Annotated in this window: 23 protein-coding genes and 1 pseudogene; 3 read left to right on the forward strand and 21 right to left on the reverse strand. The window is 64.4% G+C overall.

Features of this window, described 5'->3' with window-relative positions; translation table 11 throughout:
• Positions 1-18 precede the first annotated feature (18 nt).
• The 13 genes from LIP_RS04480 to LIP_RS04510 all read right to left on the reverse strand — a co-directional run bounded on the left by LIP_RS04480 (position 19) and on the right by LIP_RS04510 (position 10851).
• Complete coding sequence (locus LIP_RS04480) at positions 19-534, reverse strand: putative immunity protein (protein ID WP_068134896.1); 516 nt, start codon at positions 532-534, stop codon at positions 19-21.
• Positions 535-621: 87 nt separating this feature from the next.
• On the reverse strand, positions 622-1173 hold the full coding sequence (locus tag LIP_RS17530) for a GNAT family N-acetyltransferase (RefSeq protein WP_158509553.1): 552 nt from the start codon (positions 1171-1173) through the stop codon (positions 622-624).
• A gap of 214 nt (positions 1174-1387) precedes the next feature.
• On the reverse strand, positions 1388-1744 hold the full coding sequence (locus LIP_RS17535) for a VOC family protein (RefSeq protein ID WP_144440323.1): 357 nt from the start codon (positions 1742-1744) through the stop codon (positions 1388-1390).
• A gap of 199 nt (positions 1745-1943) precedes the next feature.
• Positions 1944-2300 (reverse strand): VOC family protein, encoded by a 357-nt coding sequence (locus tag LIP_RS17540; RefSeq protein WP_144440323.1) that lies wholly within the window; start codon positions 2298-2300, stop codon positions 1944-1946.
• Between the two features lie 982 nt (positions 2301-3282).
• Complete coding sequence (locus tag LIP_RS17545; RefSeq protein WP_082725855.1) at positions 3283-3774, reverse strand: pyridoxamine 5'-phosphate oxidase family protein; 492 nt, start codon at positions 3772-3774, stop codon at positions 3283-3285.
• Positions 3775-3913: 139 nt separating this feature from the next.
• Positions 3914-4435 carry a protein-tyrosine phosphatase family protein gene (locus LIP_RS20390; protein ID WP_144440324.1) on the reverse strand — a complete coding sequence of 174 codons (522 nt, stop codon included), beginning with the start codon at positions 4433-4435 and terminating at the stop codon, positions 3914-3916.
• A gap of 106 nt (positions 4436-4541) precedes the next feature.
• On the reverse strand, positions 4542-5354 hold the full coding sequence (locus LIP_RS04485) for a TIGR02391 family protein (RefSeq protein WP_068134900.1): 813 nt from the start codon (positions 5352-5354) through the stop codon (positions 4542-4544).
• A 1159-nt stretch (positions 5355-6513) separates the two neighbouring features.
• Positions 6514-6762: a GerW family sporulation protein gene (locus LIP_RS04490; protein WP_068134903.1), complete on the reverse strand. Its 249-nt coding sequence runs from the start codon at positions 6760-6762 to the stop codon at positions 6514-6516.
• A 286-nt stretch (positions 6763-7048) separates the two neighbouring features.
• On the reverse strand, positions 7049-7219 hold the full coding sequence (locus LIP_RS17550; protein ID WP_082725856.1) for a sigma factor-like helix-turn-helix DNA-binding protein: 171 nt from the start codon (positions 7217-7219) through the stop codon (positions 7049-7051).
• Positions 7220-7390: 171 nt separating this feature from the next.
• Positions 7391-8758: a permease prefix domain 1-containing protein gene (locus LIP_RS04495; RefSeq protein WP_068134906.1), complete on the reverse strand. Its 1368-nt coding sequence runs from the start codon at positions 8756-8758 to the stop codon at positions 7391-7393.
• 3 nt (positions 8759-8761) lie between these two features.
• Positions 8762-9145 carry a PadR family transcriptional regulator gene (locus LIP_RS04500; RefSeq protein WP_068134908.1) on the reverse strand — a complete coding sequence of 128 codons (384 nt, stop codon included), beginning with the start codon at positions 9143-9145 and terminating at the stop codon, positions 8762-8764.
• A 591-nt stretch (positions 9146-9736) separates the two neighbouring features.
• The gene (locus LIP_RS04505; RefSeq protein WP_198409721.1) at positions 9737-10264 is read right to left on the reverse strand and encodes a DUF1801 domain-containing protein; all 528 of its coding nucleotides are present in this window, start codon (positions 10262-10264) and stop codon (positions 9737-9739) included.
• 191 nt (positions 10265-10455) lie between these two features.
• Entirely contained in the window at positions 10456-10851 is a 396-nt protein-coding gene (locus LIP_RS04510) for a VOC family protein (protein ID WP_068134914.1), read from the reverse strand.
• 79 nt (positions 10852-10930) lie between these two features.
• On the opposite strand from LIP_RS04510, the gene LIP_RS04515 reads away from it, so the two are divergent.
• Positions 10931-11806, forward strand: coding sequence for a sigma-70 family RNA polymerase sigma factor (locus LIP_RS04515; protein ID WP_068134917.1), 876 nt, complete (start codon positions 10931-10933; stop codon positions 11804-11806).
• 320 nt (positions 11807-12126) lie between these two features.
• Here LIP_RS04515 and LIP_RS04520 read toward each other — a convergent pair whose 3' ends face one another.
• From LIP_RS04520 to LIP_RS04525, 3 genes are all read right to left on the reverse strand, one after another.
• Positions 12127-12408 carry a hypothetical protein gene (locus LIP_RS04520; RefSeq protein WP_068134920.1) on the reverse strand — a complete coding sequence of 94 codons (282 nt, stop codon included), beginning with the start codon at positions 12406-12408 and terminating at the stop codon, positions 12127-12129.
• 69 nt (positions 12409-12477) lie between these two features.
• Positions 12478-12810, reverse strand: a complete 333-nt coding sequence (gene arr, locus LIP_RS20395; protein WP_082726569.1) for an NAD(+)--rifampin ADP-ribosyltransferase — start codon at positions 12808-12810, stop codon at positions 12478-12480.
• Positions 12811-12903: 93 nt separating this feature from the next.
• The gene (locus LIP_RS04525) at positions 12904-13581 is read right to left on the reverse strand and encodes a Dph6-related ATP pyrophosphatase (RefSeq protein WP_068134922.1); all 678 of its coding nucleotides are present in this window, start codon (positions 13579-13581) and stop codon (positions 12904-12906) included.
• A gap of 320 nt (positions 13582-13901) precedes the next feature.
• On the opposite strand from LIP_RS04525, the pseudogene LIP_RS20700 reads away from it, so the two are divergent.
• Positions 13902-14344, forward strand: a pseudogene (locus LIP_RS20700) (transposase); the annotation flags it as partial.
• A gap of 790 nt (positions 14345-15134) precedes the next feature.
• On the opposite strand, the gene LIP_RS20405 reads toward LIP_RS20700, so the two are convergent.
• From LIP_RS20405 to LIP_RS04540, 3 genes are all read right to left on the reverse strand, one after another.
• Positions 15135-15332, reverse strand: coding sequence for a type II toxin-antitoxin system HicA family toxin (locus tag LIP_RS20405; RefSeq protein WP_082725858.1), 198 nt, complete (start codon positions 15330-15332; stop codon positions 15135-15137).
• On the reverse strand, positions 15329-15544 hold the full coding sequence (locus LIP_RS04535) for a type II toxin-antitoxin system HicB family antitoxin (protein WP_068134926.1): 216 nt from the start codon (positions 15542-15544) through the stop codon (positions 15329-15331). The genes LIP_RS20405 and LIP_RS04535 overlap by 4 nt, the downstream gene beginning before the upstream one ends.
• A gap of 1054 nt (positions 15545-16598) precedes the next feature.
• Positions 16599-18260: an IS1634 family transposase gene (locus tag LIP_RS04540; RefSeq protein ID WP_068134928.1), complete on the reverse strand. Its 1662-nt coding sequence runs from the start codon at positions 18258-18260 to the stop codon at positions 16599-16601.
• Positions 18261-18545: 285 nt separating this feature from the next.
• Here LIP_RS04540 and LIP_RS04545 point away from each other — a divergent pair, with 285 nt between their 5' ends.
• Positions 18546-19850 (forward strand): IS256 family transposase, encoded by a 1305-nt coding sequence (locus tag LIP_RS04545; RefSeq protein ID WP_068134931.1) that lies wholly within the window; start codon positions 18546-18548, stop codon positions 19848-19850.
• 745 nt (positions 19851-20595) lie between these two features.
• Here the strand turns inward: LIP_RS04545 and LIP_RS04550 are convergent.
• Complete coding sequence (locus LIP_RS04550) at positions 20596-21717, reverse strand: trans-sulfuration enzyme family protein (protein ID WP_068134933.1); 1122 nt, start codon at positions 21715-21717, stop codon at positions 20596-20598.
• 140 nt (positions 21718-21857) lie between these two features.
• Complete coding sequence (locus tag LIP_RS19970) at positions 21858-21986, reverse strand: hypothetical protein (RefSeq protein WP_269433372.1); 129 nt, start codon at positions 21984-21986, stop codon at positions 21858-21860.
• Positions 21987-22059: the final 73 nt, after the last annotated feature.

A 22059-nucleotide genomic window follows, 5' to 3' on the forward strand; every position in this document is an offset into this window, starting at 1 on the left:
GGACGTGATGACAATCGCTCAGCAGTCGAACACCGACCAGCAGATGGCGTTGCGTAAACGCTGGTCATCCAGAACTAGCTCGCGAACCGCCTCCGGCAACTGCTCACGCTGCCACGCACACTCGTGCCGACCGGCCTGTTCACCCTGGCCGTCAGGTGCGGCAGCCCGTGCAGCCTTGATCGCGTACGCGGCAGCACCGAGTTCATGTGCGGCGACGTGGGCGACGGCGGCGGCCTGACCTGCGGCATAGGCGGCATAGCGCGCGGCCCCGGTGAGATCTCGAGCCGCTGCATTGGCGGCGCCCGCCGCAGCGCGAGCCTCAGACATCGTGATCTCGCCGCGCACCCACGCCCGGGCCTGGTCGATGGCATGGCGCGGACGCGGATCCGAAGGCTGCACCGCCTCGAAGAGAGGCAACACGTGCTCCGCGCAGTCGGCCGCCCATTGAGCGAGAAGCCGGTGATGCGAGTCTTCCAGCGTGCCGCCGCGACGGATGGTGATGAATCGGGGATCGCGCTCCTTGGGGAGAATCACAGGTCTGCCTCCTTCGCTTCATCTGCCCAACGTCCTTGCGTTTCAGCGGCGCCGCCACCCAGCCCCCGGTCGAGACGCCCCGCCTAACTACGGCGTCCGCTGGAAACGCTTGTTGGGCATCGTTTTGGCGATTTCGGCTTCCTTTCTCGTCAGCTGATACCAGCAAACTCCGGACTCCGTGCCCTGCTGGTCCGAGGGTTGAAATGGGCGAAATCCCACACGTTCGGCTACTCGTTGAGACCGCACATTGTTTGCATACGTCTTGAGAGTAATCCGGTCGAATCCTTCCTCCGCGAGAGCCCAGTGGCAGAGTAGGCGTAGTGCTTCTGTCGCGATCCCGCGTCCACGCGCAGATGCCGCCAGCCAGTACATTGCTTCACCTGTAGCCGCGTTGTCTTCATCCCGAACCAACGAGATGTTCCCTAAGATCTCATTGCTTTTGGTCTCGACGATCGCGAAAGAGAACACATTATCGCCCTTATTCACTGCTTCTATGGCCGCCTCAGTCTCAGCAACCGTCAACTCGCGGCGTTCGGTCGTCCACCTGTACACCTCTTCATCTCGTGCTTCGATATACCATTGAGCATCAGCGGTTTGCCAAGATCTAAGGTGCACACCCGCATCACCCTGAATGAACACCGTTGCCTCCTCCTGTACCTTCCCTAATCGTGCTCTCCGTACGCCCAACGTCCTGCCGTATCAGCGGCGCCGACGACCAGCTACCGGCTGGTGCTCCTGAGTTACTCCGGCGTCCGCTGCATACGCTTGTTAGCTCGCCTGCCACGTCCCATCCAAGCCAACCTTCGATCCCCTCTTCCCAGGACCCCGGTAGCATCCATCCGCCGGCGATGCCTCAGCCCTCGAGCCCTCTAAGTTCCACCATACGTCCGTCAGGATCATACAGAAACGCAGAGCGTCCCCAGGGAAACATCGTTGGACCTAAGACTTCGTATCCGGCCGAAGACAACCTCTCACACTCTGCATCAAGATCTTCGACTTGGAAGGCAACATGATCAACGTCCTTCGGCCATCCTGGTTCGGCCGGCTCCTCCGACACGGAATGGATGAACAGGTCTACTCCTTCCACGTCAAAGCTGTACGCGTCGCGCCCCGGGTCAGGGGTGGACGCACCCAAGAGATCTGCATAGAACATGGCGAGTTCGCCCGGTTGCTTCGTGAACCTCGCGACCTCGATGACCCGACGCTTCAAGCCCCCACCTCCAATGCTGCAAAGTCGAGCTAACGTCCTGCCGTATCAGCGGCGCCGACGACCAGCTACCGGCTGGTGCTCCTGAGTTACTCCGGCGTCCGCTGCATACGCTTGTTAGCTCGCCTGCCACGTCCCATCCAAGCCAACCTTCGATCCCCTCTTCCCAGGACCCCGGTAGCATCCATCCGCCGGCGATGCCTCAGCCCTCGAGCCCTCTAAGTTCCACCATACGTCCGTCAGGATCATACAGAAACGCAGAGCGTCCCCAGGGAAACATCGTTGGACCTAAGACTTCGTATCCGGCCGAAGACAACCTCTCACACTCTGCATCAAGATCTTCGACTTGGAAGGCAACATGATCAACGTCCTTCGGCCATCCTGGTTCGGCTGGCTCCTCCGACACGGAATGGATGAACAGGTCTACTCCTTCCACGTCAAAGCTGTACGCGTCGCGCCCCGGGTCAGGGGTGGACGCACCCAAGAGATCTGCATAGAACATGGCGAGTTCGCCCGGTTGCTTCGTGAACCTCGCGACCTCGATGACCCGACGCTTCAAGCCCCCACCTCCAATGCTGCAAAGTCGAGCTAACGTCCTTGCGGCTCAGCGGCGCCGACGGCCGCCGTCAACTTGTCCCTCTACCCTCTCCATCGGCGTCCGCTGCAGCCGCTTGTTAGGAGTCTTGAACAGTCCCTGACGCGGTCCCTTTGGTCGGCGCGAAGAGCACCCGGGCTCGGCATGACCCATCCCGTGACCGCGCGTCCCTCTCACGTCAGCTCGATCTCTCAGCCGGCCACACTTCCTGTGCTCATCCGCCCGTCGGGCCCCACACCATGGCCTCGGGGCCCTTGTAATGACCCGGTAGCCGGCAGTACGTCACTCTTCGCGCCGCCAGCCGCACCGACCTCGACCATCACCCAGGTCTCGAGCGGTTCAGCTGTACTCCTAACGTCCTTGCGGCTCAGCGGCGCCGACGGCCGCCGTCATGCAACCCGCTTGGCCTTCACGGCGTCCGCTGCAGCCGCTTGTTATGCCGGAGCCCTCATCGTTGCTGATGGTGTTCGGCCTCCAACTGATGGGGCCTCCGGTGGTCGGCCCGAGGATTCGGACGGCTCTCCCCCTTGCAGCCCCTTCGCGATGGGCCCTGTCGCACCGCTACACCGTCAATCACGCTGGAGAGGCGCCAAGAACCTCTCTGGCTCCGGCCTGCTTCCCGAATCCTCGGGCCGCCACGCTCCCTTTCGCCAGTTCCGCATCACCCGCTACGGGACCGCAGGTCCCCCGTTCGACGGCCTGGCACCCAAAGGGACGCCAGATGAATCGAGCCTCCCCTACCCTCAGCACCACTCGTTCGTGCCCTACCCTAATCGGCATAACGTCCTGCCGTATCAGCGGCGCCGACAGCCAGCCACCGATCGAGTCTCTCCGGCCTCCTACGGCGTCCGCTGAATACGCTTGTTAGACGCCTGCGAAACCTGGTCGGGAGAGAAAGGCGAACATGGCGGAGCATGCGTTACCAACATGCAGTGCATTTGGAGTTTCACGGCGACTTGACGCCGCTATCGGTGCTGCTTGATGGTGCTGGTGCCGCCCTGTACGACTGATCACGGGCGACGACCGTTTCAGGCTCGAACCGGATGAACGAGCATCCCTCCCACGACTGCGCGTCACCCCAGAGTCGCGGGTCCCAACTCTCCTTATGTGGGCCCAGATAACGGGCGAGCAGCCGCTCCACCCGCTTGATATCAATCCGTTCAACGCGGGCGCGCCCGCGCATTCCGACGTGCCATACCCGTCCAGTCCGGCGATCAAAGTCCACGATCCCGATAGCGCACCTAGGATTGTGCGTAATGCGGGCTGGGAAGGTGTTCTTGGCCTCAGCAATGATCCAGATTGCACCGTCTTCCCAGAGGAACCAAACGGGTGAATCGCACGGCTGCCCTGTTTCCGAAGCTGTTGCCAAGTGGGCGAACAGAGGGCGTGCGAGGAGCTCCTCAAGACTGACCGGCAGCGTGTCTTGCAGAATCCTCACCGAGAGCCCTCCTTCGTAGACACGTATAGTAGGTTCCTGGAGCCAGAGTGCGTCTAACGTCGGGTCGTATCAGCGGCGCCGCCACTCAGCGCCCACGTGGAGGATCTCGCCCTCCTTCGGCGTCCGCTGCATACGCTTGTTAGGCGGTGGCTCCCCAAGTTCGGACCAAGCGAGCTTGCCACTCTGACTCAGGCCAACCGTCCTTGCCTCGCTCTTTGTGTACCCTGTCAAGAAACGAAATAGCATCCTCGGCAGGGAAACCCAACTGTCGGAGCACGCAGCCTATTACTGTGCCGGTTCGGCCTCGCCCTCCGTAGCAATGAACCACTATGCCGTGCTTACTCTCCAGTCCTAACATGACCGCATTGACTGCTTGCGCTACCAGCGTCCTCTGTTCCCCCTCGTCCCGCGGATCACCCCCATGGACGAGGTCTTCCAGATGCGCCGAAAACGCCAACCTCAGTGGCCGTGGGTCGTATCTCCCACGGTGTAGAGACACGACCTCGTCGAAACCGGCATCATGGAGCGCTTTCCAGGGCCAGTCGCTAGATGGCAGGCGCATTCCGGCGAGAGGGATAGGGTCTATGAGTACCCAGTAGAGTTGACTCGGGATCTTCAGGCCCGCGATGTGCGGGCCTTGGTCTGGTTCGATCAAGGTCATCGTGCCAACCCCTTCCACCGCCTAACGTCCTGCCGTATCAGCGGCGCCGCCACCTGGCCACCGGCCGGTGCTCCAGGCCACCTACGGCGTCCGCTGCATGCGCTTGTTAGGAGTCGGTCTTTACCGCATCGTCCAGCCTGCGATGGAGCAACGATGCCACGGTCATCATGTCGAGAGCATCTTGTTCAGTCATCTTCCACGTAATCCGTGGTGCATGCGCCGTGGGATTACGAAACGCACCAAAGAAGCCTTTCATGAGATTCATGAGGCCGGTATGTTCGCTACGTTCGGGATCCGTTCTCAACGAATTGAAGGCTATGACGGGGTACAGCTTCTTACCCATACCAAAGGCCTCATCCACCAATTCGGCCCCATCTGAGGCAAGGCCGCTCTTGTCCCTGATCTTCTGGGCGACACTCTTTGCAGCCTCAAGTACCGCGTGGAAGTAGTTCCCTTCTACCAACTCCGCCCGACAAAACTGCAGGACATCGGGGTGTACACCCCGATCACGCAACTTGCGACGCAGTTGATCCGCCGCCGCTTCCGCTTCGGAGATAGTCCGGGCCCGTGGCACGGTCTGCAACGTCCCCTGGTCCGTCAACCGCAGTCCCTCAAAAGACAGGATCCGATTGAGTTCTGCCTGCTTCATCTTGAAGTAGTCAGGTGACTGGACATAGAGCACAGGATTCATGACGCGCTGGATGAAAGCACACACGTTATTGGCGCATTGGTCTCGGCGTTGGCGAGCCACGAGAGCCTCGTACAGCCGGATTCGTTTGGTCATGCCAGGATGCGGGTCCGCAATGCCGCACTCCTGAAGATAGCGGCCGATCTCGCTCCCGGTCAGACCGGTGTTGGTGTCGCCGAGCACATTACACACCTGCTCCAAGTTGGCTTCCGCGAATGCCGGAATACGCATCGCTCTTGTGCTCCTAACTACGTCTTAAGCAGTTCCTCATATAGCCTGTGGACCGCAACATCGCTCCGTAACCACCGGATCGCACGCAAGAGGTAATCCCACTCAGGACCGTCGTCATCGCTGATCCGCCTTCTTCGCGTCGCTCTTTACGCAGTTCCAGATGACCCAATCTGCCAGCCGCGGCGCTCAGTACCCACGCGGCAAATGCACCGGACTCCGGGTGCTGCCTCCACCACCGGTCAGGTGGCGCTGTAGACCGTCATCGCCCGCCGCGTGTGTAGGCTGCGAACCGCCTCACCGGCAGGCAAGCCTCTCTTCGACCCTCTGATGAACCGACGTGAACGGCGCGGTTGTCGTGACTGGTCAACAGATCCGGGCCTCGATCCCCAATTCCCGTTGGGGTCGTTTCGCCGCTACTGGCACTGGGCACGGTTCAGGAGTCATGGGATGCGCTGCCGGCAGCGCCGGAGGCACAGGCCGTGCCTGGACGAAGCACTCCTGGGCCGCTGTGTTCCGAGTGTCGCAGCTTCACCCGGACGGCCTCGGCTCCTGCGAGCTGCTGTCGGCAGCGTCCAGGGTAGGGCAGAACCTAGGTGCGTGGTTCGACAGGCGGGTAGGAACTCCTTTGACATCTTGCCATCTTCAGGACTGCCTGACGCCCTCGAAGCGCAGCTGGACGCCGAACACGGACGATCGCATTCGAAGCGGGCCGTAACCACGCGGTGCCGCTGTTGGGCGCCGCACGCCCGGTAACCCGCTCAGCCGTCCACGCTGCCACCCGGGCCGGGCGTCGCCCTCGGGGTATGGCCTCACCCCTTTCGTTCCTTTTCCGAAGGCATGATCAGACCCACCTACCATCCTACCAGATCCCCGGGATCAGCCGGTACCGCACCTTCTCGCGGTACTCGGCGTAGCCCGGCAGATCGCGGAGCAGCATCTTCTCCTCCTCGCGGATTCGGAAGCCGAGGCCTACCGCCAGCAGCGCTCCGGGGATCAGGCCCGAAAAGGGTCATGGGCACGAAGAGGACGGCCATGAAGATCCAGGCCTCCCACTAGCGGATCGTTCCCGCGGGTGCGATGAAGACCAGAGCGAGGAGTACGATGCCCGCCAGCAGACGGCCCACGGTGATCCTTCGCAACTGCCGGGGCAACAGATCGGTCATGGGTGAACTCCTTCCCGCCGGGCATGGTGGTACTCTGGCCACCTTGATGCGGGCACCACCGCCACCGCCGCTGCCTGAAGCCGGCTCGTTGCCGGGAGACTTGGCGTCGCCGCCCCCGGCGCCGAACCCGTGCTCACGTTGACGATGGGAATGAGAGTGAGGGCGCCGATTTGCATCGGCTCACCGATCACGGTCTTGATGCTCATGCCTTCCACGACCTTGTCAATGATTGCCTCGACGTTCATTCTCCGACCTCCTGTACTCAGATGCTGGTCTCTTGCTCCTGCCTTACACGTCCTGCCTTCTCACGGCTGCCGCCTGGAGAGGATGCGGCAAGCCGCATCTTGGCGATCACCCCCTGCGCCCTCGCCGCCTTGAGGAGGGCAGCCGGGACGCCAGCAGACGACTGCCGGCCCGGAAGAGGAGCCCGCTCACCAGCTCCACGGGAGGTACGTGTCGGGCCAAGAGCACCGTGTACCCGGCCCAGGCGGGGATGTCAGCCCCCAAGCCACGCGCAGCGGGTCGGCGCCGTCAGCCCTGGAGGGCGTTCTCCTTCTGCATCGCCGCGCTCAATGCTCGGCGTGCCCGGAACAGATACGTCTTCACCGTGCCCAGCGGCAAGTTCATCCCCTGGGCGATCTCCTCGTAGCTCAGATCCTCCTGGTGGCGGAGAATGACCACCATGCGGTGCAGCGGAGGCATGTGGCGGCCACCGCACCTCCAGCCGTGCCATGCAAGCTCGGTCGCCGGTGGAGGCGACCCGGATTCTGCCCCCTCATGCAGACGGAGCGTCTGCCTCCCGGCCCTTCACCTGACGCAGCCACGGCCAGACCGGCTTTCCCAGGTGTGGAGAATGGGGCCAGCGGCACCCGATCAGATGTATCCGAACAGAGGCGGAAAGGCGATCACGACGATCGCTGCCCATATGGCATAGACCGGCAGGTAATCCGTCTGCCACCGTTCGAGATCCGAGAACGGCCCGCGCCCGCGCAGAAAACGGATGTACAGCAGGGCGGACCACGCCAGATTGACCAGGAGAATCACGTTCATGCCCAAAGCGGCCACTCGGTTGGGGCTGAAACCGAACTCGGATATGCGCGCGGCGATGGCCCACAGGGCTACGGCGTCGGCCAGCAGCGCACCGACCACCAGCACCACCTGCAGCACATCGAAGGCGCCGGGCGGCGCCTGGGGCTCGCGGGCGGAGACGGAGTAGAGCAGCAGGCCCAGGACCAGCACCAGGAGCAGGTCGAAGGCGATGAGCACGTTCCGCTCGATGTCGACCCCTCGCCCGGTCCAGAGAAGGGTCGCCAGGAAGGTGAGCAGCACCGCGGCAAAGAGCGGTGCGAACAGGCGCGTCAACACCGGCGCCATGTTCTCGATCACGCTCTGCTTGGCTTCCACCAGCCAGGAGCCGATCACGACGGCGCCCATGGCGCCGCACGGTAGCAGCCACGACTCGAGGAACGGCTCGATGTCGACGGCGATGGCCTGGAAGATCAGGGCCGAGAACGCAGAGAGCACCCCGCCGCCCAGCGCGATCAGGACGTAGTAGATGAAGAGCTCTCCCGAGAACCGGATGAAGTCCATGCGCCCCGCCCCATCGCTCCACCGGCCGCCCGCGTAGGTGGTTCCCACCACCACCCAAAGGGCGATCGGCAGGTGCAGCGCCGTGAGCGCCTCGGTATAGCCCTGCGGCGCGAAGGGAAAGACGTTGGCAAGCAAGGCCGCCCCGACGAAACCTGCCGCTGGCCAGCGGAGAGTGGCTCGGTCGGCTCTGCGCTTCCAGACGAAATAGCCGACCAGGAGCGGCAGCACGAAGAAAGACAGATTGCGGGCGTAGAAGCCGAGGTCTTCGTCCAGGGAGATACCGAACAGCGCAGGCAGCTTGATCGCCAGCGCGGCCGCTGCCGCGAGGCAGACGGCGACGATCGCCTCCGTACGGGCCCGGGGCGGCTCCCCTGACTCCGAAGCGGGCATCACGAGCTGCTTCCAGAGCCGCTCCGAGTGCTCCCGTGCGAACTCGCGCGAGAGGGCGTCGAGCTCGCCCATGCGCTTCACGGCCACCAGGAACGCCTCATCGGGGGCGAGGCCCCCGTCGACCAACGCCGCGATCTGCTCGCGTAGGTGGTCCTCCAGCTCCGCTACATCGACGGAATGGATCGCCTGCCGGCGGCGCAGGTAGCTCCGCCACTGGTCGATCTGCCGCTCCAGCGATTCGTCCTGATCCGGGTCCTGCATCGCTCAGACTCCTTGTGGAACCGGCGTAGACGCCACGTCGCCGTATCGAATAGCAATACTGAGCGCGGACCAGAGGCCCCGCAGCGTCTCGTCCACCGCCTGCCACTGCCTGCGTTCCTCGGCCAGTTGCGCCCGACCCCGGGATGTGATCCGGTAATACTTGCGACGGCGGCCGCTCTCCGCAACTTCCCACCGCGCCTCGACGTAACCGAGCCGCTCGAGCCGGTGCAGAACAGGGTAGAGCATCCCGTCCGTCCACTCCAGGTGCCCTCCGGACAACTCCCGAACCCGCTTGATGATGGCGTAGCCGTAGCTGTCCCCTTCGGCCAGGATCCCCAGAACGATCGGGGTCGAGGACGCGGCGATCAGGTCCTTGTTGATCTCCATGGTTTCACCCGGCGCGACGCGCCGACCTAATCGATCCCGAGTGTACCTAGCAGCATTATACATAGCTGTGCTAGGTACGTAAAGGAGCGGAGGTTCGAGGAGTGCGAATGCTCGCCTGGAAGCGCCCTACCCTGGGCCGAGGAGGAACGGGTGGTCATCGAGCATGCCCGCCGCGGGCTTGGTCGTCCGGGCCGGCGTGCGGCATCCCCGGCCGAGGCGTTCAAGGCGCCGCTGGGTGGGAAACCCGGGCTCCTTCAGCGCGATGAAGCAGCCTTTGGATGGTTGTCGACATACGCCGCCAGGTGCTGGCCGGTCAGCGTCGACCGTACCGCCACCAGGTCGGCAGTGGTAAGCGGTTGGCCGAACCGCAGAGACCGTGGTGACGCCGGCCATCATCCCCAGGTCGGTGTAGATCACCCCGGCCCCGTTGCATGCAGGACAGGCGCCCTCGGAAGGCGCTGAACAGGGCCGGCTTCACGCCGTTGGCCTTGGCGAACGCCTTGCGGATCGGCTCCAGGCCCTTCCAGCACGTCTCGGAGACGTCGGTGAACACGGTGAGGCGTCGCGCAGCGAACACGGGTCGATTCCCGCTCACGTCCGGCCTCGCCCCTGTGATTTCGCGGCGCCGGACCGGAGATTCTCCGCGACCGCAGCCTGGATCAGGGCCTTGAACGCCTCCGCGTCGAGCGCCTCTCCCTCCCGGATGTCGATGGCGCGTCGCGTGCTGGCATCGAGGCTAGAGTTGAAGAGCCTCCCAGGGTCTGCCAGGAAGGCGCCCCGCGCGAAGGTCAGCTTGACCGCCTGCTTGTAGACCTCCCCGGTGCAGACGATGCCTGCGTGAGACCAGACCGGCACCCCCAGCGGGTTCATGGGCTTGATCCACTTGCACTCCTCCGTGATCTTCGGATCCGCCTCGTGGATCAGGCGGCGAACCTCCGCCAGGACCTCGCCGCGCCAGTCGCCCAGCGATCGGATCCGCTCGTCGATGAGATCCGAGGCCGTCCTTGCGGTCGCGCCTGCCTTCGGCGGAGATGCGGCCCCGACGGCCGGCTTGCGCGGCTTCATCGCGCGTGACGTGACGTCGCCTTTCGGCTTACTTCCCCTTGGTTCCAGCGTCACGGTTCATTCGCCACCTTTCCGCCACCTCATGTTGGTCTCCCATGCGTCCTGCGTGCTGCTACGGTACCATGCGGCATGACCTGGCGCGGTACTCTGTCGTCCAGACATCGCCGCATCTCGTTCGCGCCGTGCTGCGCCGTGCAGGGCCTGGCCCTGCACGGCGAGCGGAGGCGTGCCGGCTGTACTGGGCGCTAGCCTTGCCAGGAGATCTGCGCCAGCTGGATCAGGTTGCCGCAGGTGTCGTTCAGCATGGCGATGGTCGAGCCCGTCACCTCGGTCGGCGGCATGGTGAACTCGGCCCCGCGAGCCTTGATGCGCTCATGGTCGGCCTGAATGTGGTCGGTGTAGAACATCGCCGCCGGCTGGCCCTGTTGGAACATCGCCTGCTGGTAGGTCCTGGCCGCAGGGTTGTCGTTGAGGGCCAGCTGCAGCTCGGTGCCATCGGGCTCCTCCGGCGAGACCACCGTCAGCCAGCGATAGGGGCCGTTGCTGAAGTCGGCCTTCTTGACGAAACCCAGGACGTCCGTGTAGAAGCGCAGCGCCTTCTCCTGGTCGTCCACGTGAAGAGTGGTCAGCTTGATCTTCATACTGATTCTCCTTTCTGGTAGAATCACCCTCGTGTGGCCCGTCACCCCTATGACGAAACCCAACGGGAGAATGTGACCGATGGACGATAAATGGCTGGCGGAGCGCTTCGAGGCCGACCGCCCACGATTGCAGGCGGTGGCCTGTCGGCTGCTCGGCTCGGCCAACGAGGCCGACGACGCCGTGCAGGAGGCCTGGCTGCGGCTGAGCCGTTCCGACACCCGTGACGTGAAGAACCTGAGCGGCTGGCTGACCACGGTCGTGGCGCGGGTCTGTCTGGATATGCTGCGCTCGCGCCGGTCCCGGCGCGAGGTGCCGCTGTCGCCGGACGACGAATCGATCCCGGACGCTGCCGATCCGGAGCGCGAGGCGATGCTGGCGGAGTCGGTCGGGCAGGCCATGCTGGAGGTGCTCCAGCGCCTGGCGCCGGCCGAGCGCGTGGCGTTCGTGCTGCACGACGTCTTCGGCGTCTCCTTCGAGGAGATTGCTGGCATCGTCGGCCGCTCGCCCGTCGCCGCCCGCCAGCTCGCCAGCCGTGGCCGCCGGCGGGTGAAGGCCGCGTCGGAGGATCGCCGAGCGCCCGACGTGGCGCGACACCGGGAGATCGTGGAGGCATTCTTCCAAGCCTCCCGTGCCGGCGACTTTCAGGCGCTGCTGGCGGTGCTCGATCCGGACGTGGCGCTGCGAGCTGACGAGGCGGCGCTGCGGATGGGCGTGCGGACCGGTTGGCTCACGTCCGAGCTCCGTGGAGCGACGGCGGTCGCCAGGCACTTCGCCGGCCGGGCCGAGGCCGCGCAGCTGGCGCTGGTCGATGGTGTGCCGGGCGTGGTGTGGGCCCCCGGCGGGACCCCGCGCGTGGTCTTTGGCTTCACGATCCGGAACGGCAGGGTGGTCGAGATCGAGCTGGCGGCCGATACCGAGCGGCTCAACCGCCTGAAGATCGAGATTCTGCCGTAACGCCGACCTCAGCCTGTGGTGGGCTTCCAGCGCCGACGCCCGGTCCGAGCCGTCGTCGAGGCGAAGATCGCCGGTTCCACTGAAGACGCCTGTCAGACTGGTCTTCAGGTCAGGCCGATCGACCGGTGGTGCCATGTATGGCGCTCCACTCTGAAACGCCTCAGGCGTCAACCAGGGTTCTATAAGGCCGAACCCGCCCGGATTGAGGTGGCTCTTCGAGCGTACATCATAGACCCCCGCCCCGGTTACTCCCATCCCACCTGAGTGCACAATCCTTCTCGATCTTCCGGCGATGCGCAACCCGCTCTGTCCGGCTCGGCTCAGCGGAGGTGGGATGCCACCGCTTCCACCCGTTTGCGCAGCAGCGGCTCGCCGATCGCCCGAGCGTTCAGCTTCTCCGCACTGAGAAACCCGACGAATCGTGCAAAGCCGCGGGCCAACGCCTCCGCGAACGCCTCGTCGGCGCCGAGCGCGTAATGCACCGCCCGCCAGCCTTCGACGCGTACCTCTTCGGCCAGAACGTCCCGCACTTCGACGATCGCATCCGGTTGATCGCTGGACATCTTGCGAAGGCGCGGGTCGCCGTCGCGCTCGCCGCGCATGACGACGCGCCAGGGCGGCAGCTCGAGTGTCCGGCATTCAGGCGAGAGAGAGCTGGCCGTGCCCTTCGTTCAGTCGTCGATGGGCTCAACAGCGATTTGCTCGAGTCGCTTCAGCCCGTCCTTCATGGCTTTGAGCGCTTCGGGGGAGTGCCCCTGCCAATCGGTGATCTCGCCCGTGACCCGCAGCGGCTCCCGGGAGCGGTATGACTTGACCGGGTTACCCCGGAACCTCTGATTCGTCAGATTGGGGTCATCTTCAAGCGGTCCAGTCGGTTCTACGGTGTAGATTCGGCCGGGACCTTCGCCGGCCGCCAGCTCTGCCGCCCAGACGGCCCCATCCAGATTGGGGGTGAGGTAGACATAGGCTGTCGTCCTGTCCCGCTCACCGAACCCCAGATGGATAAGTTACGACATGTCCGATCTCACTACCCGATCGCGACCGCCGGGAGCCGGCTCACCCGTGGAGCGCGTGTCTTCTGTGGCCATGGAGCTCCCTTACGGACGGGGCACCAGGTCCGCGAACCAGAACCCGTCGCGGCATACGGTCTCGCCCACCTGCACGGGAATCGCCCCTGCGAACATGGGGCCTGCAAAGCAGAAGGTGTGGAACTCACCACGCTCCCCGCACGGATCGACCCCCTCCGGAAGCTCGGCCAGCACGGCCGCGTCGTAAGGGCGTCCCACCAATCGTTCCGGCAGGTGATGAGGGTCCACGGCGGTCACCACCGCCCGAAGGCCGGCGTCCAGCATGCGACGGGCCAGTCGGGGCGTCTCCGGGCGGGAGGTCCACAGAGGGAAGAGGGGCTCGATGCCTGTTCCGGCGAGCTGGCGCTCCCGGTAGGCCCGCACGTCCTCCAGGTACAGGTCCCCGAAGGCTATGTGGGTGATGCCCTCCTGCCGCAACGCGTGCAGGGCCTGGGACATCCGCTCTTCGTAGGCATCGTTGGAGCAAGGGGAGGGCAAAGGGACCGGCCAGAGGAGCAGGTTCGCAGCGGCCGCCTGGGCCTCCACCAGCTCCTGGCGCACGGCGTGCATGGAGACACGCCCCGCCACTTCGTTGACTGTGGTCAGGAGGCCTACCACTTCCGTGTCGGGCTGCCGGCGTAACACGTACAAGGCCCAGGCGCTGTCCTTGCCCGAACTCCAGGAGAGCACGACGCGGCGATTCATCATCCCGTCTATCCCTTCCGGTCCCCATGGGCCTGGGTGTGAAGCATCGGCATCCCTCCCATCCACCCCTTCGCCGGGAGGAGTGCTCGTCCGACCGAGGCCACCTCTGCTTCCGCGTTACCCTCGCCGCCTCCTGCCGGCCTCGCCATCGAGGACCGCTCCATCAAGGGGCCGGGAGGCGACCCCGCGGTGCGCCTCTATCGTCCTACCAGGGCCGGGCCCCGCGGCCGACCGGTGACGTCTCCAGCGTGCTGTAAAGAGTGAGGGACCTGGGTTATCCTGGTAGCGACGAAGCAAAGCCAGGAAAGGAGACCCAAGTCCCTATGAAGAGGATACCACCGTCTCGTCAGCTTGGCCAGGAGATCCAGGAGCTCTTGGAGCACGGGGTGGCCGAGGGGGACGGCGGAGGTTGAGATTCCGGTAGCCGTGCCGCAGGTGAGGGACGCGCAGGAGCCGTTCGTCTCGCAGCTCCTGGGGATGTTGGCCGGTCGGACGGACGAGCTGGAACGGCTGACGGCCGAGATGTACGCCCGGGGGCTTTCCACCCGCGACATCGAGGAGACCTTCACGGCCGATGACGGGCGGCGTGGGCTCACCCGGACGGAGGTGAGCGGGATCACCGAGGTGCTCTGGCAGGAGTACGAGGCGTTCCGAAGCCACAGCCTGGAGGAGCTCGATGTGGTCTTTCCTGGACGCGGTCTTCGAGCCGTTGCGCCGGACAGGGACCACCCGGGAAGGCATCCTCTGCGCCTGCGGGATCACCGTGAGGGTACAAAGCAGCCTTTGCCGGTGTTGCCCATTGCGAGTACGTGCTTGGCGAGGGCAGACTCTTCGGGCCATTGCCTCTTGAAATCGCAAACGTCCGTTTCTCCTATAGCATCTTTCAGAATGTTCCTTAGGGATTCGCGATCGGGGCTTTCCAGGAATGTGGCGAAAGTACTCCTTCATACCCTTTGGCTTAGTCCCCACTCCGTCAGTCACCCCCAATCGGCCTAACGTCCTTGCGGCTCAGCGGCGCGGCCACCCGGCCCTCCGGCGGTACACCTCGCCATCACCGGCGTCTGCTGCAGCCGCTTGTTATGCCGGGGCCCATCATCAGCCGCGAAAGATGTCGCGCCGCCCACTCGCTGGTCTGCCGTCGCTTACCCCGTGGTCGGCCCGAGGATTCGGCCGACCTGCCCAGTGCTCCGTTCCTTCGGAAGGGCCCTGTGGTAGCGCCACACCATCGACAGTCCCGGCCGGGTGCCATGAACCTCGCCGGCTCCGAGCTGCTTCCCGAATCCTCGGGCCGCCACCCCTCACGTGAACGGCAGCTCACAACCTACTACGTCACTGGCAGCCGGTGCTCTCTGAACCCCCAGACCCCTCGATCCGGCTAGGTCAAGCAACCACGGACAGCACCCGTGTCCACGCGCCCCAACTACCACTCGTCGTCGACCTCGCCCCTAATCGGCATAACGTCCTGCCGTATCAGCGGCGCCGATAGCCAGCCACGAGGCAATGCACCTGGCCATCTACGGCGTCCGCTACATACGCTTGCTAGACGGCCGGCCATGTCACTGGAACTGTCCTACCTCAGGGACCGACAGTCCCCGACAGATCTTCCGTGCCAGCTTGTCCGGGATCTCCACATGACGAGGAATGGTTTCTATGGCGCCCGTTTGCGGATTCATCCAGAGCGAGTGCGACCGGCCTTCCCGCTTGAGAACACAGCCGTGTTTCCTCAGATGCCGAAGCAAAGCACCTCGTTTCACGGAACGCTGACCCTCTCAACGACAGCGTCGGGCGGAATCCCACGCAGTCCCTGATCCCTACGGTCCTCGAGGATCAAGCGGATGGCTTCCGATAGGCTTTGCAGCGCTTCATCCTTCGTCTTGCCCTGGCCGTTAGCGCCCGGAACCTCGGGAGAATACGCAATGAACCACTGCCCATCCCGCTCAACAACCGCCGTGAACTCGTTGGCCACGCGACCAGCCCCCCATCCACCATCAGCACCCTTGCGCTTGCCCTACTATTCTACCGCACCGCGCTGCATCGTGGTGAGTCCCACGTGGCCACTACCGTCTCCCAGAAGAAGCTCAATGAGCCTTCGCACATCTGCCAACTCCGTCCGTCTAGCGCCCTTGCGGCTCAGCGGCGCCACCGCCCAACCGTCAGACGGTGCACCCCGGCCATCCCGGAGTCCGCTGCAGCCGCGTGTTAGAGGGCTGCTGCACTGTTCGAAGCAGTGCCTTGGGTCGGCGCGAAGACGACGGCGATCGTGCCGACTCGACCCCTACTCGCTCGTCCAGTACACCCCTGACGAGTTCGGGGAAGCAGCCCACAGCCCAATGGAGGGGCCAAGCCCATGTCCCCCCCAACCCCTTGGTGCTCTGTTCGGGGAGCTCCCTTGGGGATCCGCGGCTCTGAGCAAATCCCTGCGCCACCAGGTCCCCGGTAGTGCTCGTCCCACCTCGTGTCCTTTCGTAACGCGTCTTCGCGCCGCCGTCACCGCGGTCTCAGCGCTCGTCCCAGTCTCGACCGACCCTCCTGTCCCTCTAACGTCCTGCCGTATCAGCAGCGCCGGCTGCCGGCTGCCGACCGGCCGACCCAGCCACCCACGGCGTCCGCTGCATACGGTTGTTAGGTGGCCTTCGTTGGAGACTCATCTCCACCATCGTCAACGTGCATGCTCTCTCGCTGCACCGATCGCAACACGTCCCTCGATCTCCGAACTATCTCTGCTGCCCTGTTGAGGCTCGCGACGTCTACTTCGTCGCCCGAGAGCATTCTCTGAAGCTCGGACAAGAGCCGTTCCTCGAGCTCTTCCAGTAGCGGGTAGTATCCAGCCTGTTCAATTGTATTCATATGTGGCTCCAGATGCGGAAGGACAGCGTTGACGAGCATCTTGACAGCTTCGCGATTCATGACATTCGTCGGACTGGCGCTGTACAGTGCAAACGCACAACCATGGCGGAACAAGGCCGCCACGAAGGCGTTTGAGCCCTGAAGCGGCCGGGGAGCGGTTGTGACCACGCGTCCTATGCGCTTCTCGGCGTGGGAATGGCCAGGTATCGGGCCGGAGGCTTGATGTGGAGGGCCTGGAAGAGCGCCTTCTGCTCCTCGGTCACTCGGTTCGTCTGGCAGAGCTCGCCGTGACGGGTCTGGTGAATACCAAGCTCCAGCGTGGAGAGGATGCGCTTCATCTGGTACCAGGTACACTGGGTCTCGTTCTCGGCCACGCGGATCACCAGCAGAGCCAGCCAGCAAAGGAGCACGTGCGCGCGGATCCGGTCCTCCAGGCGGTGGTAGACGGGGCGGATGTCGACGGTGTGCTTGAGCTGGCGGTTCACCCGCTCAATCTGCCACAGCTGCTTGTACCCGGCGACCACGTCCTCGGTGGAGAGCCCATCGTCCGAGGTGCTCACCAGGAACTTCCCGTCGAGCTTCTCCTCCTGGCGGATCTTCGCCCGGTTGATCTTGAGGGCGCCGTTCTTGGCCTGGCGGAGGTAGCGGCCGTAGGTGGCGTGGGCCCGCAGCTCGCAGACGGCCTTGGTGTGCTCTTTCCCTTCAAGGTTCCCCAGCTCGGCCAGCCTCCGCTCGGCCTCGGCAACGATGTCCTCCCGCTTCTTCCGATCCCGCTCGGCCTCTTCAGGGTTGTAGACCACGACGAAACGGCGGTGGGCGACGCTTCCGGGCTGGACGACGACCTCCTTGATCTCGAGGCCGTTCTCGAGCTTCTTGTACTTCCCGGCCCGCTTGAGCGCATCAGGCGGCTTGCCGTCCTTGCCCAGGCGCATCTTCTCGCCGATGATGTAGGCATCGCCCGTTCCCTGGAGGATCCGCCGGTTCTCCTCGGAGTTGAAGCCGGTGTCCATCACCACCACCACCCGGCCCAGCTTCCAGCCGTTGAGGTCCCGCTTCACCTCCTCCACCACGTTCATGTCGGAGGTGTTTCCGGGCCAGACCCAGCAGCGAACCGGGATCCCGTCCCGGGTGACGGCGAAGCCGATCACCACCTGGGCAAGCCCGGGCTGGCCGTCCTTGCTCCTGCCCCGCTTCCTGAACCCGTCGGCCTCGTCCCCGTCCGGGTCCTCGCCCTCGATCTCGAAGTAGGTGCTGGTGGTGTCGATGAAGAGGAGGTCCACCTCCAGGTTGAGGAGGTTGGCCACGGCGTAGAAGACGTCCCGCTGGATCTCGTCGTGGGCCTCCAGGAGGAAGTCCATGGCCCGGTAGAGCTGGTGGACCTCCACCTCGGGCAACCCTTCGATCCAGACCTCGTTGGCGACCCAGTGCTCCATGGCGAGCTTGCTTGCGGGGGCGAGGGCCCGGTTGACCACCATGGCGAAGATGAGCCGCTCGACGGGGGTGCGGTAGCCTCGCTGGGAGAGGAGCCGGTTGAAGGCCTCGTCGAGCTTCAACCCGCGCCAGAGCCCATCGAGCAGCCAGGTGCCTCCAAGCTTCCGCGACCCCAAGAATTCGAAGGGCCAGTCCATGCCGAGCTCTTCCTGGATCTTCTCGACCTCCTCGGGCTCCAGAAAGCGGGAGATGCTCTTCACGAGCCGTCTGAGCGCGTCGAGGTCCAACTGGTCCTTCCGGCCAAAGCTGTAGAGGATCTCAGACCTGGTCTGGCCTCCGGACCGGTGGTTATGGGCGAGCTGGACATACTCGGTTCCTTTGGAACGAACAGTGCGCAGGTACATTGTACCCACATTATACCAGCATGGATAGATATCTGTCAACGTCTACTGGCCCTGGCGTTGTGCCCACGCGTTTTCGCGTCTTGACCACCCTTCGCGGCCGAAAAAGGCCATGGTTGAGGGATCGGGGTCGCGCGATTTGCCTTCCGACTGTACAGGACCACTCTCGGTGATGGCCGCCTCTAGAGACCTGCGACCGGTGACGTCTCCAGCGTGCTGTAAAAAGTGAGGGACCTGGGTTATCCTGGTAGCAGCGGTAGCAAGCCAGGAAAGGAGACCCAAGTCCCTATGAAGAGGATACCACCGTCTCGTCAGCTTGGCCAGCAGATCCAGGAGCTTCTGGAGCACGGGTTGCCCGAAGGGGACGGCGGTTCGCTCCTGGGCGAGATCGCTCGGCTCGGCATGAGGAGGCTGATCCAGGAGGCGCTGGAAGAGGAGGTCGCCCGGTTTCTTGGGCGAGAGCACTACCAGCGCCGAGCTGCCGGGGAGCCGCTCCGGGGGCACCGGAACGGGTATCGCACCAAGGGCTTCGCGACGGCGGAGGGTGAGATTCCGGTGGCCGTGCCGCAGGTGAGAGAGACGCAGGAGCCCTTTGTCTCGCAGCTGCTGGGGATGCTGGCAGGGCGAACCGACGAGCTGGAGCGGCTGACGGCCGAGATGTACGCCCGGGGGCTCTCCACCCGAGACATCGAGGAGGCCTTCACCGGTGAGGACGGCGGACGCCTGCTCACCCGGACGGAGGTGAGCAGGATCACCGAGGCGCTCTGGGAGGAGTACGAGACCTTCCGAAGTCGCAGCTTGGCGGAGCTCGATGTGGTCTACCTCTTCCTGGACGCGGTCTTCGAGCCGCTCAGGCGAACGGGGACCACCCGGGAAGGCATCCTCTGCGCCTGGGGGATCACCGTTGAGGGCCGGCGGGTGTTGCTCCACCTGGCGTTGGGCAACAAGGAGAGCTACGAGAACTGGCTCGAGTTCCTCCGAGACATGGTGGGCCGCGGGCTCGGCACGCCGCTCACGGTGACGACCGACGGGGCGCCGGGGCTCATCCGGGCCGTGGAAGCCATGTGGCCCAAGAGCCTGCGGGTGCGCTGCTGGGCGCACAAAGCCCGCAACGTCCTGGACAAGGTCCCGGAGGAGATGCGGGCTGAGGTGAAGGCCTACCTGGCTGCGGTACGGGAGGCTCCCACGCCTGCCGACGGCAAGCAAGCGGCACGCCGCTTCGTGGAGCGGTTCGAGCGGGACTATCCTTCGGCGGTGCGGAGCTTCACCGACGATCTGGAGGCGAGCCTCAACCACCTCAAGGTCCCCCTGGCGCACCGGAAGTACGTGCGAACGACGAACCTGATCGAGCGGAGCTTCGAGGAGGAGCGACGACGCACGAAGGTGCTCCCCCGGTTCTGGACCGAGCACAGCGCCCTGAAGCTCGTCTTCGCGACGCTGCAGAGGGCCACGAAGCGCTGGCAGCGGGTGCGGATCACCGAGCTCGAGCGCAAGCAGATCGCAGCTCTTCGCCGAGAGCTCGGCCTGGATCCCGATCCGGGGCCTGGGCGAAAGAGCGAGGAATCCGTTGAGAAAACGACGCACGCTGCGTGAGGACCAGGTCCTCACATTTTACAGCAGCTAGGGGACATGACCCCTGCGACCAAGCCAAAGTATCAAGCCAAGCAGCACTGTGGTCACAATGGAAGGAATCCAAGTCAAGGCCCCCCCTCCTTTCGTCCGCCTAACGTCATGCCGTATCAGCGGCGCCGCCACCCACTCGCCTGCTGGTGCTAGGGGCCACCTACGGCGCACATTCCGCACCCTTTGGGTGACACTCCGGCCTTTTTTCGGGCAAAACGTAGTAGACCTGGATTTCAAACTCCGGTCAGTGGCGTAACGTAGATCTCCGGCCCGAAGCCGGCGAGGTCGAGGATGTCCAGGTGTTCTTTCGGAAGGTCGCTCTGCAAATGGCGCCCATAGCCTTCCGGGGTCATATGCCACAGGATGTGGAAGTGCGAGCAGGGAGACGCTGAACAGAGTGCCCGACTTGATGGAAGAGTCCAGCGCGGCCATGAATGCCATGGAGCCGAGAGTGGAGACCGTACCCCCAATTGAAAGCACCAGCAGCCAGACCCCGATCAGCGCCAGGCCGACGGCGGCCAGTCCTCCCACAGACCCTGCCTCCCACCTCTGAAGTGATCGAAGGCTGACAGCGCCTGAGCCCTGTCATCTCCTGCATCGGCCAGCCCCGGCGTCTGGTGCAACCGCAAGGTCCATGGGGTAGACCCGCCGGGGCCATCCCTCTGGAAAAATCACGGACCCATGCCAGATGTTGTATTAGCAATCGACGAATGGATCACAGTGCCCCAGAGCGAATCGCTGAGTCGAGATCAGCCCAGAGATCATCCGGGTCCTCAATGCCGACGCTGAGTCGCAGGAGCGAAGGGGGCAGGTGTTCCTGCCCCGGAACGGCAGCTCTTCGTTCCATCGTTGATTCGACTGCTCCAAGGCTGGTCGCGTGGCGGATGAGCCTGACCTTCCGGCAGACCGCATCTGCAAACTCAGCCCCACCGAGTAGATCGAAGGAGATCATGGTTCCGAAGCCCTTCAGGACACGCCTGGCAATCCCATGCGTCGGATGGGACGGCAGGCCGGGGTATCGGACCCGAGCGACCAGCGGGTGCCCTTCCAATCGCTCGGCCAGGATCATGGCGGTCTGCTGAGCCCGCTGTAGGCGAAGGGCGAGCGTCCTCGCGCCGCGGACGGCGAGAAATGCCTCGAACGTTCCCGGTGTTGCGCCCGTCAACTCGCGGGACTTCCTGAGGGCGTGCCAGAGCCCATCATCTCGGGTCGTGACTACTCCTGCCAGCAAGTCCGAGTGGCCCCCGATGAACTTGGTGGCGGATTGGACGGATACCGTGGCGCCGAGGTCGAGGGGCTGCTGGTTCAAAGGCGTGGCGAAGGTGTTGTCCACGGCCACGATTGCTCCAGGCTTGCGTGCCGCCGCAAGGATCGCCTCCAGGTCTGCTACGACCAGAAGCGGGTTCGATGGCGATTCGAGCCAGATCAGATCCGCGGCGGCACTGGCATGGATCCATCCACGTGTATCGTCCACCGCCACGCGCTGCACGGACCAACGCCCGCGTTCCGCGCCCCGGGCCGAGAGCGATGCAACACCCTGATAGCAATCCTCCGGAATGACCACAACAGCGCCAACCGGAAGCTGGTCGAAGACCGCGGCAACGGCCGCGAGGCCGGAGGCGAAGGCGACCGCCTTGCCACCCTCGAGCCCGCCGACAATCGCCTCGAGGGCTTCCCAGGTTGGTGTGCCACTGCCACGCGCGTACTCGCGCCCACCGCCGATGATGAAGTTGGAAGCGAGGATGGGTGGCACGTTCAGTGGAGCGCCAGGCTCCGTCGGGCGGCCTGCCGAGACGAGCCACGTTTCGGGTTTGATCCCAGACGGGTGCTTCTCCATTCTCTCGTCTACCTCCATGTGCGCTCACTATCCCCACGGGACCGAATGGCGTCCAGCGCGGCGCGCCCCGGGCCACACCGCGTCGCCGCCGGTTGATCCACGACCGGGGGCGAATGGCCGCGCCCCCCAGATACGCTTGCCTATTGATTCGGGTGCAATCGGTAGTCTACCACACGACTGAGAAGCACCCCGTTGACACCCTTCTTGATCTCGTCCCTCATCGTGCCCACCAGTTCCCACCCGCAACGCTCGAAGAACGACCTGGCCACCGGGTCGCCTTCCGACGTGATCAGGCTCACTCTGCAGCTTTCCCTTGAAGCCGATGAAAGCGAGGGCGTCGGC

Source organism: Limnochorda pilosa, from assembly GCF_001544015.1.
Classification (GTDB): Bacteria; Bacillota; Limnochordia; order Limnochordales; family Limnochordaceae; genus Limnochorda; species Limnochorda pilosa.